Annotated in this window: 13 protein-coding genes; 9 read left to right on the top strand and 4 right to left on the bottom strand. The window is 57.7% G+C overall.

Features of this window, described 5'->3' with window-relative positions:
* Window positions 1–5: 5 nt before the first annotated feature.
* From I9H09_RS15660 to sucD, 6 genes are all read left to right on the top strand, one after another.
* Window positions 6–710: a succinate dehydrogenase iron-sulfur subunit gene (locus I9H09_RS15660; protein ID WP_003316554.1), complete on the top strand. Its 705-nt coding sequence runs from the start codon at window positions 6–8 to the stop codon at window positions 708–710.
* Window positions 711–969: 259 nt separating this feature from the next.
* Window positions 970–3,801: a 2-oxoglutarate dehydrogenase E1 component gene (locus I9H09_RS15655; RefSeq protein WP_005896976.1), complete on the top strand. Its 2,832-nt coding sequence runs from the start codon at window positions 970–972 to the stop codon at window positions 3,799–3,801.
* A gap of 41 nt (window positions 3,802–3,842) precedes the next feature.
* Entirely contained in the window at window positions 3,843–5,066 is a 1,224-nt protein-coding gene (gene odhB, locus I9H09_RS15650; RefSeq protein WP_055002389.1) for a 2-oxoglutarate dehydrogenase complex dihydrolipoyllysine-residue succinyltransferase, read from the top strand.
* A 172-nt stretch (window positions 5,067–5,238) separates the two neighbouring features.
* A complete protein-coding gene (gene lpdA / locus I9H09_RS15645; protein ID WP_024669577.1) occupies window positions 5,239–6,675 on the top strand; it encodes a dihydrolipoyl dehydrogenase in 1,437 nt (478 codons plus the stop codon).
* A 208-nt stretch (window positions 6,676–6,883) separates the two neighbouring features.
* Entirely contained in the window at window positions 6,884–8,050 is a 1,167-nt protein-coding gene (gene sucC / locus I9H09_RS15640) for an ADP-forming succinate--CoA ligase subunit beta (protein ID WP_002552981.1), read from the top strand.
* The gene (gene sucD / locus I9H09_RS15635; RefSeq protein WP_024669578.1) at window positions 8,050–8,931 is read left to right on the top strand and encodes a succinate--CoA ligase subunit alpha; all 882 of its coding nucleotides are present in this window, start codon (window positions 8,050–8,052) and stop codon (window positions 8,929–8,931) included. Before sucC ends, sucD begins: the two co-directional genes overlap by 1 nt.
* Window positions 8,932–9,030: 99 nt before the next feature.
* On the opposite strand, the gene I9H09_RS15630 is transcribed toward sucD, so the two are convergent.
* Complete coding sequence (locus tag I9H09_RS15630) at window positions 9,031–9,606, bottom strand: GNAT family N-acetyltransferase (RefSeq protein ID WP_024669579.1); 576 nt, start codon at window positions 9,604–9,606, stop codon at window positions 9,031–9,033.
* 301 nt (window positions 9,607–9,907) lie between these two features.
* Between I9H09_RS15630 and brnQ the strand changes: the two genes are divergently transcribed.
* Window positions 9,908–11,221, top strand: a complete 1,314-nt coding sequence (gene brnQ / locus I9H09_RS15625) for a branched-chain amino acid transport system II carrier protein (protein WP_122311826.1) — start codon at window positions 9,908–9,910, stop codon at window positions 11,219–11,221.
* Window positions 11,222–11,318: 97 nt separating this feature from the next.
* On the opposite strand, the gene I9H09_RS15620 is transcribed toward brnQ, so the two are convergent.
* On the bottom strand, window positions 11,319–11,579 hold the full coding sequence (locus tag I9H09_RS15620) for a lipoprotein (RefSeq protein WP_005738079.1): 261 nt from the start codon (window positions 11,577–11,579) through the stop codon (window positions 11,319–11,321).
* Window positions 11,580–11,892: 313 nt separating this feature from the next.
* Here I9H09_RS15620 and htpG point away from each other — a divergent pair, with 313 nt between their 5' ends.
* Entirely contained in the window at window positions 11,893–13,800 is a 1,908-nt protein-coding gene (gene htpG, locus I9H09_RS15615) for a molecular chaperone HtpG (protein ID WP_005897009.1), read from the top strand.
* Between the two features lie 89 nt (window positions 13,801–13,889).
* On the top strand, window positions 13,890–14,618 hold the full coding sequence (locus tag I9H09_RS15610; protein ID WP_054998420.1) for a dienelactone hydrolase family protein: 729 nt from the start codon (window positions 13,890–13,892) through the stop codon (window positions 14,616–14,618).
* A gap of 254 nt (window positions 14,619–14,872) precedes the next feature.
* Here I9H09_RS15610 and fabB read toward each other — a convergent pair whose 3' ends face one another.
* Window positions 14,873–16,096 carry a beta-ketoacyl-ACP synthase I gene (gene fabB, locus I9H09_RS15605; RefSeq protein ID WP_005897014.1) on the bottom strand — a complete coding sequence of 408 codons (1,224 nt, stop codon included), beginning with the start codon at window positions 16,094–16,096 and terminating at the stop codon, window positions 14,873–14,875.
* Window positions 16,097–16,106: 10 nt separating this feature from the next.
* A complete protein-coding gene (gene fabA / locus I9H09_RS15600) occupies window positions 16,107–16,622 on the bottom strand; it encodes a 3-hydroxyacyl-[acyl-carrier-protein] dehydratase FabA (RefSeq protein WP_005897017.1) in 516 nt (171 codons plus the stop codon).
* Between the last annotated feature and the right edge of the window lie 51 nt (window positions 16,623–16,673).

Here is a 16,673-nt window from a genome sequence, read left to right as displayed (position 1 = left end):
CCGATATGTTGCAAGTCAGTGTTTATCGTTACAACCCTGATCAGGACGCTGCACCCTTCATGCAGGAGTTTCAGGTCGATACCGGTGGCAAGGACCTGATGGTTCTGGACGTGCTGGCGCTGGTCAAGGAACAGGACGAAGGCTTTTCTTACCGTCGTTCATGCCGTGAAGGCGTGTGTGGTTCGGATGGCATGAACATCAACGGCAAGAACGGCCTGGCGTGCATCACGCCGCTGTCTGCGGTTGTCGCCAAGAACAAGCTGATCGTACGTCCGCTGCCTGGTTTGCCGGTCATTCGTGACCTGGTCGTCGATATGAGCATCTTCTACAAGCAGTACGAGAAGGTGAAGCCGTTCCTGCAGAACGACACGCCGGCTCCGGCCATCGAACGTCTGCAAACTCCGGAAGAGCGCGAGAAGCTCGACGGTCTGTACGAGTGTATTCTGTGCGCTTGCTGCTCGACTTCGTGCCCGTCCTTCTGGTGGAACCCCGACAAGTTCCTGGGCCCTGCTGCACTGCTGCAAGCCTATCGTTTTCTGGCTGACAGCCGTGACACACGCACCAGTGAACGTCTGGCTTCGCTTGATGACCCGTTCAGCGTATTCCGCTGCCGCGGCATCATGAACTGCGTCAACGTCTGCCCGAAAGGCCTTAACCCAACCAAGGCTATCGGTCACGTGCGCAACATGTTGTTGCAAAACGGCGTCTGATTCATCGCATTATCTGTTACACCGTTGCACTGAAATGGCCGCGGCGCAGGCTTCAACCGGCGCCGTGGTTTTAACCTGAGCAGTAGCTCGCAAAGCTGCGGCTCTTATTTTGAAGAAATGAGACCAGCAGGGGCATCCGGGCTGGTACCCGGACTATCTGCGTGATCCCTGGTGACTTGATACGGTCGCTGCACACGACTATTTCAGGATTGCTCTGGTGTCTTCGCCGGTGGTGTCCCCTTACCGAGGGTGACCAAGCATGCAAGAAAGCGTGATGCAGCGCATGTGGAACAGTGCCCACCTATCCGGTGGTAACGCTGCCTATGTGGAAGAGCTCTATGAGCTCTACCTGCACGACCCTAACGCTGTGCCAGAAGAATGGCGCACCTACTTTCAGAAGTTGCCAGCAGACGGCAGCTCTGCCACCGATGTATCGCATTCGACTATTCGCGATCATTTCGTGTTGCTGGCCAAAAACCAGCGCCGCGCTCAGCCGGTCTCCGCCGGTAGTGTGAGCAGCGAGCACGAGAAGAAGCAGGTTGAAGTGCTGCGACTGATCCAGGCTTATCGGATGCGTGGCCATCAGGCTGCTCAGCTCGATCCGCTGGGCCTGTGGCAGCGTCCTGCGCCTGCTGACCTGTCGATCAATCATTACGGCTTGACCAATGCCGATCTGGACACGACTTTCCGTGCCGGTGACTTGTTCATTGGCAAAGAGGAAGCGAGCCTACGCGAAATTCACGAAGCGTTGCAGCAGACATATTGTCGCACCATCGGCTCCGAGTTCACGCACATCGTGGATTCCGAGCAGCGCAACTGGTTCATGCAGCGACTCGAGAGTGTTCGTGGCCGTCCGGCTTTCTCGGCCGATATCCAGAGCCATCTGCTTGAGCGCGTTACCGCGGCGGAAGGTCTCGAGAAGTATCTGGGCACCAAATACCCAGGCACCAAGCGCTTCGGTCTGGAAGGCGGTGAAAGCCTGATTCCGATGCTCGACGAGCTTATCCAGCGTTCCGGGTCCTACGGTACCAAGGAAGTTGTCATCGGCATGGCCCACCGTGGTCGTCTCAACGTGCTGGTCAACACCTTCGGCAAGAACCCGCGCGACCTGTTCGACGAGTTCGAAGGCAAAAAGAAAGTGGAGCTGGGTTCCGGTGACGTCAAATATCACCAAGGCTTTTCTTCCAATGTCATGACCGCAGGCGGTGAAGTTCACCTTGCGATGGCATTCAACCCGTCTCACCTGGAGATCGTTTCTCCGGTGGTCGAAGGGTCAGTGCGTGCGCGTCAGGATCGTCGTAACGATCCGAATGGCGACAAGGTGCTGCCGATTTCCCTCCACGGCGACGCGGCTTTTGCCGGTCAGGGCGTGGTCATGGAAACCTTCCAGATGTCGCAGACTCGCGGCTTCAAGACGGGCGGCACGATCCACATCGTTATCAACAACCAGGTGGGTTTCACCATCAGCAACCCGCTGGACTCGCGTTCCACCGAGTACGCCACCGACGTTGCCAAGATGATTCAGGCGCCGATCCTCCATGTAAATGGTGATGATCCGGAAGCCGTGATGTTCGTCACCCAGTTGGCGATCGACTACCGCATGCAGTTCAAGCGGGACATCGTCATCGATCTGGTCTGCTACCGCCGTCGCGGTCACAACGAAGCTGACGAGCCTAGCGGCACCCAGCCTCTGATGTATCAGCAGATCACCAAGCAGCGCACCACCCGTGAGCTGTATGCCGAGCATCTGATCAAGACCGGCGTTCTCGACGAGGCCCGTGTCCAAGCCAAGGTCGATGACTACCGCAGCGCTCTGGACAACGGCCTGCACGTGGTGAAAAGCCTGGTCAAGGAGCCGAACAAGGAATTGTTCGTCGACTGGCGTCCGTATCTGGGCCACGCCTGGACTGCGCGTCACGACACCCGCTTCGATCTGAAGACTTTGCAGGAACTGTCGGCCAAGCTGATGGAGCTTCCGGAAGGCTTCGTCGTGCAGCGTCAGGTACAGAAGATCTACGAAGATCGCCAGAAGATGCAGGCCGGTGGCTTGCCGATCAACTGGGGCTACGCGGAGACCATGGCATACGCCACGCTGGCGTTTGAAGGTCACCCGATCCGCATGACGGGTCAGGATATCGGTCGCGGTACGTTCTCGCACCGTCACGCTGTGCTGCACAACCAGAAAGACGCCGGGACGTACATTCCGCTGCAGAATCTGTATGTCGGCCAGCCGCGCTTCGACCTGTACGACTCGTTCCTTTCGGAAGAGGCTGTGCTGGCATTCGAATACGGTTATTCGACCACCCAGCCTGATGCGCTGGTTATCTGGGAAGCCCAGTTCGGCGACTTCGCCAACGGTGCCCAGGTGGTTGTCGATCAGTTCATTACCAGCGGCGAGCACAAGTGGGGCCGTCTGTGCGGCCTGACCATGCTCTTGCCTCATGGCTATGAAGGGCAGGGGCCAGAGCACTCTTCGGCACGTCTCGAGCGTTACCTGCAATTGTGTGCCGAGCACAACATTCAGGTATGCGTACCGACGACTCCGGCGCAGATCTACCACCTGCTGCGTCGTCAGGTCATCCGTCCGCTGCGCAAGCCGCTGATCGTGCTGACACCGAAATCGCTGCTGCGTCACAAGCTTGCTGTCTCGACCCTCGAGGATCTGGCCGAAGGCTCGTTCCAGACCGTCATTCCGGAAATCGATACCCTCGATCCTGCGAAGGTCACACGTCTGGTGCTGTGCAGCGGCAAGGTCTACTACGACCTGCTGGAAAAACGCCGTGCCGAAGGTCGTGAAGACATCGCTATCGTTCGCCTCGAGCAGCTGTATCCGTTCCCTGAAGATGACCTGATGGAAACCATCGCGCCTTACACCAATCTGCAGCACGTGGTCTGGTGTCAGGAAGAACCGATGAACCAGGGCGCCTGGTACAGCAGCCAGCATCATCTGCGTCGCAGCATGGGCAATCACAAACGCGAGCTCGTTCTCGAGTACGCCGGTCGTGATGCCTCCGCTGCGCCAGCCTGTGGCTACGCTTCGATGCACGCCGAGCAGCAGGAAAAACTCCTGCGCGATGCCTTCACTGTTTAACGCCTTCGAGCATTAGAAACCGAATTAAGGAATTACAGATAATGGCTATCGAGATCAAAGCCCCCTCTTTCCCGGAATCAGTTGCCGACGGCACCATTTCCAAGTGGTACAAAAAAGAGGGTGATGCGGTAAAGCGCGACGAGATGCTGGTCGATATCGAGACTGACAAGGTTGTCCTCGAAGTGCTGGCCGAAGCTGACGGCGTGATGGGCGCGATCACCAAGGAAGAGGGTGCCATCGTACTGTCCAACGAAGTGCTCGGGACATTGAATGACGGCGCTACAGCATCTGCTGCTCCGGCACCTGCTGCTGCGCCTGCTTCGGCACCAGCCGCTGCACCGGCTGCATCTGCTGGCGAAGAAGACCCGATTGCTGCGCCTGCTGCGCGTCAACTGGCTGAAGAAAACGGCATCAACCTGGCCAGCGTCAAAGGCACCGGTAAAGACGGTCGTATCACCAAGGAAGACGTCGTTGCTGCCGTTGAAGCGAAGAAATCCGCTCCAGCCGCTGCTCCAGCCGCCAAGCCTGCTGCAGCTGCTGCTCCTGTCGTCGCCGCTGGCGATCGCACCGAGAAGCGCGTGCCGATGACTCGCGTGCGTGCAACGGTTGCCAAGCGTCTGGTCGAAGCCCAGTCGAACATGGCAATGCTGACTACCTTCAACGAAGTCGACATGACAGAAGTCATGGCACTGCGCTCGAAGTACAAGGACCTGTTCGAGAAGTCGCACAATGGCGTACGTCTGGGCTTTATGTCCTTCTTCGTCAAGGCGGCTACCGAAGCGCTGAAACGCTTCCCGGCTGTCAACGCTTCGATCGACGGTTCCGACATCGTCTACCACGGTTATGCCGACGTCGGCGTAGCGGTTTCCAGCGATCGCGGTCTGGTCGTGCCGGTTCTGCGTAACGCAGAGCACATGAGCCTGGCTGAAATCGAAGGCGGCATCGCTACCTTCGGTAAAAAAGCCCGTGACGGTAAGCTTTCCATCGACGAGATGACCGGCGGTACCTTCACGATCACCAACGGTGGTACTTTCGGTTCGATGATGTCGACGCCGATTGTCAACCCGCCACAGGCCGCCATTCTGGGTATGCACAACATCCTTCAGCGCCCGATGGCAGTCAATGGTCAGGTTGTGATTCGCCCGATGATGTATCTGGCGCTGTCTTACGATCACCGTTTGATCGATGGTAAAGAAGCAGTAACTTTCCTCGTTACCATCAAGAACCTGCTGGAAGATCCAGCTCGTCTGTTGCTGGATATCTGATGAGGCAGCCTCGAGTCGCAGGTTTTATGCTTCAAGCCAGAAGCAAAAGGACGTGCACTCGGGGCCGATGTGTTTTACCTAATCAATAGGTCGCAAGTCGGCCTCGCGTTAAAACGCGGACTGACTTGCAGCTTGCAGCTAAAAGCTTGCAGCTAAAGAGGAACTCTTTGTTATGTCCCAGAAATTCGACGTGGTAGTGATTGGCGCAGGCCCTGGCGGCTATGTTGCCGCCATCAAGGCAGCGCAACTTGGTCTCAAGACTGCCTGCATCGAGAAATATCAGGACAAGGAGGGCAAACTGGCCCTCGGTGGTACCTGCCTGAACGTTGGTTGCATTCCATCCAAGGCGCTGCTCGACAGCTCCTGGAAATTCTACGAAGCCAAGAATGGCTTCGCGGTACACGGCATTTCCACATCCGAAGTGGCCATCGACGTGCCGGCCATGATCGGTCGCAAGTCGACCATCGTAAAAGGCCTGACCGGCGGCGTTGCCAGCCTGTTCAAAGCCAACGGTGTGACCACCCTGCAAGGTCATGGCAAATTGCTGGCCGGCAAGAAAGTCGAACTGACAGCTGCCGACGGCACTGTTGAAATCATCGAAGCGGACCACGTGATCCTCGCTTCGGGCTCGCGTCCTATCGACATTCCGCCAGCTCCGGTTGACCAGAAAGTCATCGTCGATTCGACCGGCGCACTGGAGTTTCAACAGGTTCCGCAGCGTCTGGGCGTTATCGGCGCGGGCGTGATCGGTCTGGAACTGGGTTCGGTCTGGGCTCGCCTCGGCGCTCAGGTCACTGTCTTGGAAGCACTGGACAAGTTCATCCCTGCCGCCGACGAAGCTGTTTCCAAGGAAGCACTGAAAACCTTCACCAAGCAGGGTCTGGATATCAAGCTGGGCGCTCGCGTGACCGGCTCCAAGGTCAATGGCGAAGAAGTGGTTGTCAGCTACACCGACGCCGCAGGCGAGCAGTCGATCACCTTTGATCGTCTGATCGTAGCGGTAGGCCGTCGCCCTGTTACCACCGACTTGCTGGCTTCGGACAGCGGCGTCGATCTGGACGAACGCGGTTTCATCTACGTCGATGACTACTGCACCACCAGCGTTCCCGGCGTTTACGCCATCGGTGACGTGGTACGTGGCCTGATGCTGGCCCACAAGGCTTCGGAAGAAGGCATCATGGTTGTCGAGCGCATCAAGGGCCACAAGGCTCAGATGAACTACAACCTGGTCCCATCGGTTATCTACACCCACCCGGAAATCGCCTGGGTCGGCAAGACCGAACAGACTCTCAAGGCCGAAGGCGTTGAAGTCAATGTCGGTACGTTCCCGTTCGCAGCCAGTGGCCGTGCCATGGCTGCCAACGACACCGGTGGCTTCGTCAAGATCATTGCCGACGCCAAGACCGATCGCGTATTGGGTGTTCACGTTATTGGCCCGAGTGCTGCAGAGCTGGTACAGCAAGGCGCAATCGCTATGGAGTTCGGCACCAGTGCAGAAGATATCGGCATGATGGTCTTCTCGCACCCGACGTTGTCCGAAGCGCTGCACGAAGCTGCACTGGCTGTGAATGGCGGTGCCATCCATATTCAGAATCGCAAGAAACGCTAAGACAACAAGAGAAACCACGACGCAGTGCCCGTCGTGAGCCTTGCCAGCAGGGCTTACCGCGGAATCTGCGCCGGACTCGACCTCTCAGGCGGCTCATCGAGTGTCCAGTGGCACTTGTGGAGTCCACCCGGAGTAGCGGTCACAGGTGGTGCGGCACGCTGACGTGCAGCACCGAATGCGCAGTACCTAAACGAAGACGGTAATAAGCATGAATCTTCACGAGTATCAGGGTAAGCAGCTGTTCGCTGAGTACGGCCTGCCAGTATCCAAAGGTTACGCGGTAGACACCCCGGAAGCAGCAGCGGAAGCCTGCGACAAGATCGGCGGGACCGAATGGGTTGTCAAAGCCCAGGTTCACGCGGGTGGTCGTGGTAAAGCGGGCGGCGTAAAGCTGGTTCGCAGCAAGGAAGATGCAGCAGCCTTCGCTCAACAGTGGCTGGGCAAGCGTCTGGTGACTTACCAGACTGACGCCAATGGTCAGCCAGTGACCAAGATCCTGGTCGAGTCCTGCACCGATATCGCCAAAGAGCTGTATCTGGGCGCAGTAGTCGACCGTTCCAGCCGTCGTATCGTGTTCATGGCCTCCACCGAAGGTGGCGTGGACATCGAGAAGATCGCTCACGACACTCCTGAAAAGATTCTCAAGGCTACTATCGATCCACTGGTTGGCGCACAGCCATTCCAGGGCCGCGATCTGGCTTTCCAGCTTGGCCTGGAAGGCAAGCAGGTCACTCAGTTCGCCAAGATCTTCACCGGTCTGGCCAAGCTGTTCCAGGACCACGATCTGGCTCTGCTGGAAGTGAACCCGCTGGTGATCAAGGCTGACGGCGATCTGCACTGCCTTGACGCCAAGATCAACATCGATGCCAACGCCATGTACCGTCAGCCAAAGCTGAAGGGCTTCCACGATCCTTCGCAGGACGATCCTCGCGAAGCTCACGCTGCCAAGTTCGAACTGAACTACGTAGCGTTGGAAGGCAACATCGGTTGCATGGTCAACGGTGCTGGCCTGGCCATGGGTACCATGGACATCGTCAACCTGCATGGCGGCAAGCCTGCGAACTTCCTTGACGTTGGCGGCGGCGCCACCAAGGAACGCGTTACCGAAGCGTTCAAGATCATCCTGTCCGACACCAATGTCGCCGCAGTACTGGTCAACATCTTCGGCGGCATCGTTCGTTGCGACATGATTGCCGAAGGCATCATCGGTGCAGTGAAAGAAGTCGGCGTGAAAATCCCGGTTGTTGTTCGCCTTGAAGGCAACAACGCTGAACTGGGCGCTAAAGTACTGGCAGAAAGCGGTTTGAACATCATCGCTGCTACCAGCCTGACCGACGCTGCTCAACAAGTTGTCAAAGCCGCGGAGGGCAAGTAATGAGCGTCCTGATCAATAAAGACACCAAGGTTATCTGCCAGGGCTTCACTGGTTCGCAAGGTACTTTCCACTCCGAACAAGCCATTGCCTACGGCACCAAAATGGTCGGCGGCGTGACTCCAGGCAAAGGCGGCACCACGCACCTGAACCTGCCAGTGTTCAACACTGTGAAAGAAGCGGTAGACACCACTGGCGCAACTGCCAGCGTTATCTACGTTCCAGCTCCTTTCTGCAAGGATTCCATCCTTGAAGCAGCGTTCGGCGGCATCAAGCTGATCGTCTGCATCACCGAAGGCATCCCGACCATCGACATGCTCGAAGCCAAGGTCAAGTGTGACGAACTGGGTGTGGTCCTGATCGGTCCAAACTGCCCAGGCGTCATCACTCCAGGCGAGTGCAAGATTGGCATAATGCCAGGTCACATCCACTTGCCAGGCAAAGTAGGCATCGTGTCGCGTTCCGGCACCCTGACTTACGAAGCTGTGAAGCAGACCACTGACGCCGGTTTCGGTCAGTCCACCTGCGTCGGTATCGGTGGTGACCCGATCCCGGGTTCGAACTTCATCGACATCCTGAAGCTGTTCCAGGAAGACCCGCAGACCGAAGCGATCGTCATGATCGGCGAGATCGGCGGTTCGGCTGAAGAAGAAGCGGCTGCCTACATCAAGGCTCACGTGACCAAGCCGGTTGTTTCCTACATCGCTGGTGTGACTGCTCCTCCGGGCAAGCGCATGGGCCATGCCGGTGCAATCATCTCCGGTGGCAAAGGTACTGCAGACGAGAAATTCGCTGCACTGCAGGACGCTGGTGTGAAAACCGTGCGCTCCCTGGCAGACATCGGCAAGGCCCTGGCCGAGCTGACTGGTTGGCCGACCAAGTAAGCTTCGCTTACTGATTCGAGCAATCGACAAAAGCCACCTTCGGGTGGCTTTTGTTTGGGCGTGTGATAAGCCTCATCGGGGGTGTTCAGGCCAGCCTGGCTACCCGCTGTTTTTTTCCAGCCATTCGTCCTGCGTCAGTTCCCATATTTGCTCTTTCGTCATGCCGCAGACAAATTGCGATTCCTGAACGGTTACAAGGCGCATGCCCTCGCGCTGCGACAGGCGACATGAAGCCTCATTCAAGGCTGATTTGGCCACGCGCAGAACCGGGCGGCTCAATGTTTCAAACCAGAAGCGGTCAATCGCAACGCAGACTTCAGACATAAGGCCTAGCCCCTGATAGGCCGGCGAAAGCCAGAAGCCCCGGTTGTTATCCTCTTCGTCCATCATGCATGCGCTGCCGATCAGCTGCTGCTGATTACTGCGCAGTCGAATCGACCAGTGCCATTCTTCCCCCTCCTGCATCGCAGGCAGGGCGTCCTCGCGCAGATAGCGCAGAGCTTCGCCCTCAGGGTAGGGCCAGGGCACGTGATGAGTCAGATAGCGCACGACCTCCCAGTGATTGAACAGGATCTGCATGGCAGGTGCGTCTTCGATCTGCAACGGCAGCAGTGCAAGGCGTGGCGTATACAGGGCAGGGGTGAGAACCGCAGGCCGGGTTTTCGCTTCGGGCATGGAGATGATTCATCGACAGCAGAGATGCCAGTCAATCTACCGACCTATCAACGCTTGGTCTGTCGGACATTTCCGAATAACCAGCAGTTTGTTCGACTGCCGTTTAAGGGTGCGTCGTCGGGCGATGCGCCCTGAGACAGTGCATTTTCGGTCGAAGTTGGCTACCCTGTGCGACGTTTTTGCGGGGCCCTCACGAGGGGCGTTTCGCAAGGTACTGCCACGTCTTACGCCGACGGGCTGCGTCTGCCCCATCCATGGGTGACGTCCCATCCCTTATTTCGACTTCGTGTGGTCCCTCGTAATGAAAGTTTTGAAAGGTCAGGACATCCTGGCACTCGGTTTCATGACATTTGCCCTGTTTGTCGGGGCAGGCAACATTATCTTTCCGCCCATCGTGGGCCTGCAGGCCGGGCCGCACGTATGGATAGCAGCGTTGGGTTTTCTGGTCACGGCGGTCGGCTTGCCGGTCATCACGGTGATCGCTCTGGCCAAGGTCGGCGGCGCGATGGATGCGTTGAGCAGCCCGATCGGCAAGATTGCAGGTGGTGCGCTCGCGGCGGTCTGCTATCTGGCGGTCGGTCCTTTGTTTGCGACCCCACGCACGGCGACCGTGTCGTTTGAAGTCGGTCTTGCGCCGTTGACGGGCGACAGCCCATTGGCGCTGTTCCTCTACAGCCTGGTGTATTTTCTGGTGGTGTTCTGGGTTTCTCTGTATCCGGGCCGGTTGCTGGACACGGTCGGACGCTTTCTGGCCCCGCTCAAGATCATTGCGCTGGCGGTGCTGGGCATCGCGGCATTTGCCTTGCCTGCGGGTGTAACCGGGGAGGCTGAGCCGGCTTATGCCGCTGCACCGTTTTCTCAGGGCTTCATCAATGGCTACTTGACGATGGACACTTTGGGTGCGCTGGTTTTCGGGATCGTCATCGTCAATGCCATCCGCTCGCGCGGTGTCGAGTCGCCGCGTCTGATCACCCGCTACGCGATCATCGCGGGGCTGATTGCCGGGGTCGGGCTGGCGCTGGTGTATGTCAGCCTGTTTCGTCTGGGCTCCGGCAGTCATGCGGTTGCGTCTGGCGCCAGCAACGGCGCCGCGGTCCTGCATGCTTACGTGCAGCACACCTTCGGTTCGCTGGGCAGTGGGTTTCTTGCCGTGCTGATTTCACTGGCTTGTCTGGTCACGGCAGTGGGCCTGACCTGCGCTTGCGCCGAATACTTTGCCAAAGTGTTGCCGTTGTCCTACCGAACGCTGGTGATCATTCTGGCGGTGTTCTCTCTGCTGGTCTCCAATCTGGGGCTGACCAGGCTGATCCAGTTTTCGATTCCGGTGCTGACGGCTATTTATCCACCGTGCATCGTGCTGGTCGCGCTGAGCTTCTGCAAAGGGCTCTGGCAGAGTCAGGGCAGGGTGGTTGCGCCTGTCATGCTGGTTTCTTTCGTTTTCGGCCTCATCGACGCGCTGAAGGGCGCAGGATTCGGTGAATACCTGCCGAGCGCGCTGACCAGCATGCCGCTGAGTGATCAGGGGCTGGCGTGGCTGGTGCCTTCGGTCATCACCCTGGCGGGTGCTGTGGTTGTCGACCGGGTCATGGGCAAGCGCAGCGAGGCGCTAGCCTGAACGCTCAGGCGTTGCGGTAAAGGATTACCGGCTAAATCGTGCTCAATGAAAAGGCCCGCTCAAAGCGGGCCTTTCTTGTTTTGCGAGCATGCCAGCCTTACTTGGTGGCTGGTGCTGCTTCCGGCGCCTTGTTGGCGTTTTCTGCGGCGCGCTGCTGTGCGGCTTCTGCGTTTTTCTGAGCAGCTTCCTGGCTTTCCTTGGCGGCGTCATTCACTTTGTCCTGAGCCTTTTCCATCGACTCCTGGGACTGCTGAGCTGCCTTGTTGGCATCTTGCTGGGTGTTTTCGGACTTTTTGTCACAGGCAGCAAGGCCCAGGGTGGCAGAAAGCATCAGGGCATAGGCTAAAGATTTACGCATGGGGTGTTTCTCCTTATTGATTATTCACGTGGCTAAGAGCGTGCACCAACCCTTTAAGTTCCAGACGCGAGCAGAATATCCGAAGCGGTTGTTCCGCGGGCGTTACAGCGCCGTGAGGTGGACAGGATCGGGAAGGTTGCGAGGCGCCACTCAGCCACTCGTTTTGCGTCGCATTCGGGCGCATTGAACAGAGCTCTGACATTTCCTGCTCTTGAAATCCCCACGCCAGCCCCCACCTTGAAGACTACCCGCTGTCACGGGGCTTACGCCTGATTGTGACGGCTTATACCATCCAGATCGGAGTTTGATGATTATGAGTGTGGAAACTCAAAAGGAAACCCTGGGCTTCCAGACCGAGGTAAAGCAACTGCTGCACCTCATGATCCATTCGCTGTATTCCAACAAGGAAATTTTCCTTCGCGAATTGATCTCGAACGCGTCTGACGCGGTCGACAAATTGCGTTTTGAAGCGTTGTCGAAGCCCGAGCTGCTGGAAGGCGGTGCCGAGCTCAAGATTCGCGTGAGTTTCGACAAGGACGCGAAGACCGTTACCCTTGAAGACAACGGCATCGGTATGAGCCGTGAAGATGTGATTACCCATCTGGGCACCATCGCGAAGTCCGGTACCGCCGATTTCATGAAAAACCTGTCGGGCGACCAGAAGAAGGATTCGCACCTGATCGGTCAGTTCGGTGTGGGTTTCTACTCGGCATTCATCGTTGCCGATCAGGTAGAAGTGTTCAGCCGTCGCGCCGGTACACCATCCAGCGAAGGCGTTCACTGGTCCTCCAAAGGCGAGGGCGAGTTTGAAGTTGCCAACGTCGAGAAGGCCGAACGTGGTACGCGTATCGTGCTGCACCTGAAAAACGGCGAAGATGAGTTCGCAGACGGTTACCGTTTGCGCAATATCATCAAGAAATACTCCGACCACATTGCTCTGCCAATCGAGCTGCCCAAAGAGCAGGCTCCGGCAGCCGAAGGCGAAGAGACACCAGCGCTGGAGTGGGAGACCGTCAACCGCGCCAGCGCACTCTGGACCCGCCCTCGCGCCGAGGTTAAGGACGAGGAGTATCAGGAATTCTACAAGCACGTTGCCCATGATTTCGAGAACCCGCTGAGCTGGAGCCACAACAAGGTCGAAGGCAAGCTGGAATACACCTCGCTGCTGTACGTGCCGGCACGTGCCCCGTTTGATCTGTATCAGCGTGAAGCGCCGCGTGGCCTTAAGCTTTATGTACAGCGCGTATTCGTCATGGATCAGGCCGAGTCGTTCCTGCCCCTGTACATGCGCTTCGTCAAGGGTGTGGTCGACTCCAACGACCTGTCGCTGAACGTTTCCCGCGAAATCCTGCAAAAAGACCCGATCATCGATTCGATGAAGTCTGCGCTGACCAAGCGCGTGCTGGATATGCTGGAGAAGCTGGCGAAGAACGAGCCCGAGCAGTACAAGGGTTTCTGGAAGAATTTCGGTCAGGTCCTCAAGGAAGGCCCGGCGGAAGACTTCGCCAACAAAGAGAAGATCGCCGGTCTGCTGCGTTTCGCCTCGACGTCTGTCGACGGTGGCGAGCAGAGCGTAGGTCTGGCCGAATACCTGGCGCGCGCCAAGGAAGGTCAGGACAAGATCTACTACCTCACTGGTGAATCCTACGCGCAGGTCAAGAACAGCCCGCACCTCGAAGTGTTCCGCAAGAAGGGCATTGAAGTCCTTCTGCTGACCGATCGTATCGACGAGTGGCTGATGAGCTACCTGAACGAGTTCGATGGCAAGAGCTTCGTTGATGTTGCGCGTGGCGACCTTGATCTGGGCAACCTCGATTCCGAAGAGGACAAGAAAGCCCAGGAAGAGAGCGCCAAGGACAAGGAAGGCCTGATCGAGCGTCTGAAGGCTGCGCTTGGTGAGTCGGTGAGTGAAGTTCGTGTCTCCCACCGCCTGACTGATTCCCCGGCAATTCTGGCCATCGGCGAGCAGGATATGGGTCTGCAGATGCGTCAGATTCTGGAAGCCAGTGGGCAGAAGGTTCCGGATTCCAAGCCGATCTTCGAGTTCAACCCGGCTCACCCGCTGATCGACAAGCTTGATGCCGAGCAGAGTGAAGAGCGTTTTGGCGATCTGTCGCACATCCTGTTCGATCAGGCGGCTCTGGCTGCTGGCGACAGCCTGAAAGATCCGGCCGCTTATGTACGCCGTTTGAACAAGCTGTTGGTAGAACTGTCGGTTTGATAGCCGATTGACAAGAAACCCGCTTCGGCGGGTTTTTTGTTTCAGTCCCTTAACACGTCTTTTGTGTTTCCAGTGATCAGGAGTCAGCAATGAGCAGCAATATCAATGTACGTTCTGTGGTCTATCAGATTGATGGCCAGCCTTATGAAAGTCGTCTGGTGTATGACGTTGACGCTGTTGCGCCACAACCGGGCCTGCTGATGGCGCCCAACTGGATGGGCGTCAGTCAGGGTGCCGAGGAGATTGCCAGGGCGGTCGCCGCGAAAGGCTATGTGGTTCTGCTGGCTGACCTTTATGGTCAGCAGGTGCGCCCTGGTAACAATGACGAGGCGGGCGCTGCCATGACGCCTCTCAAGAACGACCGCGCCTTGTTGCGCAAGCGCATGCAGGCAGGTCTTGATCAGCTGCTGAGTCAGGCTGATGTGTCGCTGGATACCAAGCAGATTGCGACCTTCGGTTTCTGCTTCGGTGGCTGCTGTTCACTGGAACTGGCGCGCACCGGTGCCGATCTGAAAGCTGCCATTTCGTTTCATGGCACGCTGGACACGCCCAACCCTGCTGACGCCAACAATATCAAGGGTTCGGTGCTGGTCCTGCATGGTGCTTCCGACCCACTGGTGCCGAAAGAGCAGTTGCCTGCTTTTGAAGATGAAATGAACGCTGCCGGTGTTGACTGGCAATTGCATAGCTACGGCGGTGCCTTCCACTCATTCACCGACCCGCACGCCAACGTGCCGGGCATGATGATGTACGACGCCAAAGTGGCTGGACGCGCCTTCAAATCGATGCATGACCTGCTGGGTGAAGTGTTCGGTTAAGGTGCTTTCGCTCGGCGTTATACCTATGTCTTGAGGCCCTCGGAAACGTGGCCTCTACCTGAAGGGCGCGGCCCCAGAGCTGGTTGAAGACTTGTGCCTGATTTGCCGTATCTACCGGTTTTGCTGCCGGCTCCCGGCAGATCGCGAACACGTTCGCTCCCACGCCCTTCGGGCCGAGGCCCAATCTCCCAACCCTTCAGGCATAAAAAAAGGCGCCTTTGAAAGGCGCCTTTTTTTGTGTTGCGAGGGCCGTGTTACTTGCCCTGCCAGCGCTTCAATACCAGCGTGGCGTTGGTGCCGCCAAAACCGAAGCTGTTGCTCATGACCAGGTCGATTTTTGCATCTTCACGGGTTTTGAGCAGGATAGGCATGTCGGCAATTGCAGGGTCCAGCTCGTCGATGTTTGCGGAGCCGGCGATGAAGTTGTTCTCCATCATCAGCAGGCAGTAGATCGCTTCGTGAACGCCGGCGGCGCCCAATGAGTGGCCTGACAGACTTTTAGTGGAGCTGATGGCAGGAGCGTTGGCGCCGAAAACTTCGCGCACACCTTCCATTTCCTTGGCGTCACCGACTGGCGTCGAAGTGCCGTGGGTGTTGAGGTAGTCGATGTCGTTCTTGTCGACGTCGGCCAGCGCCATCTGCATGCAGCGAATTGCACCTTCACCGCTCGGCGCAACCATGTCGTAGCCGTCGGATGTAGCGCCGTAACCCACGATTTCTGCGTAGATTTTTGCGCCACGAGCCAGTGCATGCTCGAGCTCTTCGACGACGACCATGCCGCCACCGCCGGCAATCACGAAACCGTCACGCTTGGCGTCGTAGGCGCGGGAGGCTTTTTCCGGTGTTTCGTTGTACTGGGTGGACAGCGCGCCCATCGCGTCGAACAGGAACGACTGGCTCCAGTGCTCTTCTTCACCACCGCCAGCAAAGACGATGTCCTGCTTGCCCAGCTGGATCTGCTCGACAGCGTTGCCGATGCAGTGAGCGCTGGTGGCGCAGGCGGACGAGATGGAATAGTTGACGCCCTTGATCTTGAATGGCGTGGCCAGGCAGGCCGAAACGGTGCTACCCATGGTCCGCGTTACGCGATATGGGCCCACGCGCTTGACGCCTTTCTCACGCAGGGTGTCCAGCGCTTCCATCTGGTTCAGCGTCGAGGCGCCGCCGCTGCCGGCAATCAGGCCGGTGCGAACGTTGGACACCTGATCATCACTCAAGCCAGAGTCGACAATCGCGTCTTTCATCGCCAGGTAGGCGTAGGCAGCCGCATGGCCGACGAAGCGATAGATCTTGCGATCGATCAGCTCTTCCAGATTCAGGTCGATGGAGCCGGAAACCTGGCTGCGCAGACCCATTTCGGCATATTCCGGGTTGAAGCGGATGCCAGGGCGGTTAGCACGCAGGTTAGCGGTGACGGTCTCTTTGTCATTGCCCAAGCAGGAAACAATACCCAGACCAGTGATAACGACGCGGCGCATGCGAGTACCCTTAGAAATTTTCAGTGGAAGTAAACACGCCGACCCGAAGGCCTTCGGCGGTATAGATTTCACGACCGTCGACACTTACTGAACCGTCGGCAATGGCCAGGTTCAGTTTGCCTTTCAGGACGCGCTTGATATGAATGTTGTAAGTGACTTTTTTGGCGGTAGGCAGCACCTGACCAAAAAATTTGACTTCGCCCGAACCCAGAGCACGGCCGCGGCCGGGATTGCCCTGCCAGCCAAGATAGAAGCCAACCAGCTGCCACATGGCATCGAGTCCGAGGCAGCCGGGCATGACCGGATCACCTTCGAAGTGGCAGGCGAAGAACCACAGGTCAGGATTGATATCCAGCTCTGCGACCAATTCACCTTTGCCGAACTTGCCGCCTTCTTCGCTGATATGGGTGATGCGATCAACCATGAGCATGTTGGGGGCGGGCAATTGCGCATTACCTGGGCCGAACAGCTCGCCGCGACTGCAGCGCAGCAGGTCTTCCCGGGTAAAGGCGTGTTGTTTGGTCATGCGAGCTCCTCAATAATCTTGTGCGGCAGGTTGTGGCGCCACTGGCTCGAA

The organism is Pseudomonas tremae (genome assembly GCF_023278125.1).
Classification (GTDB): domain Bacteria; phylum Pseudomonadota; class Gammaproteobacteria; order Pseudomonadales; family Pseudomonadaceae; genus Aquipseudomonas; species Aquipseudomonas tremae.
This window is presented reverse-complemented; position numbering and strand designations above follow the sequence as displayed.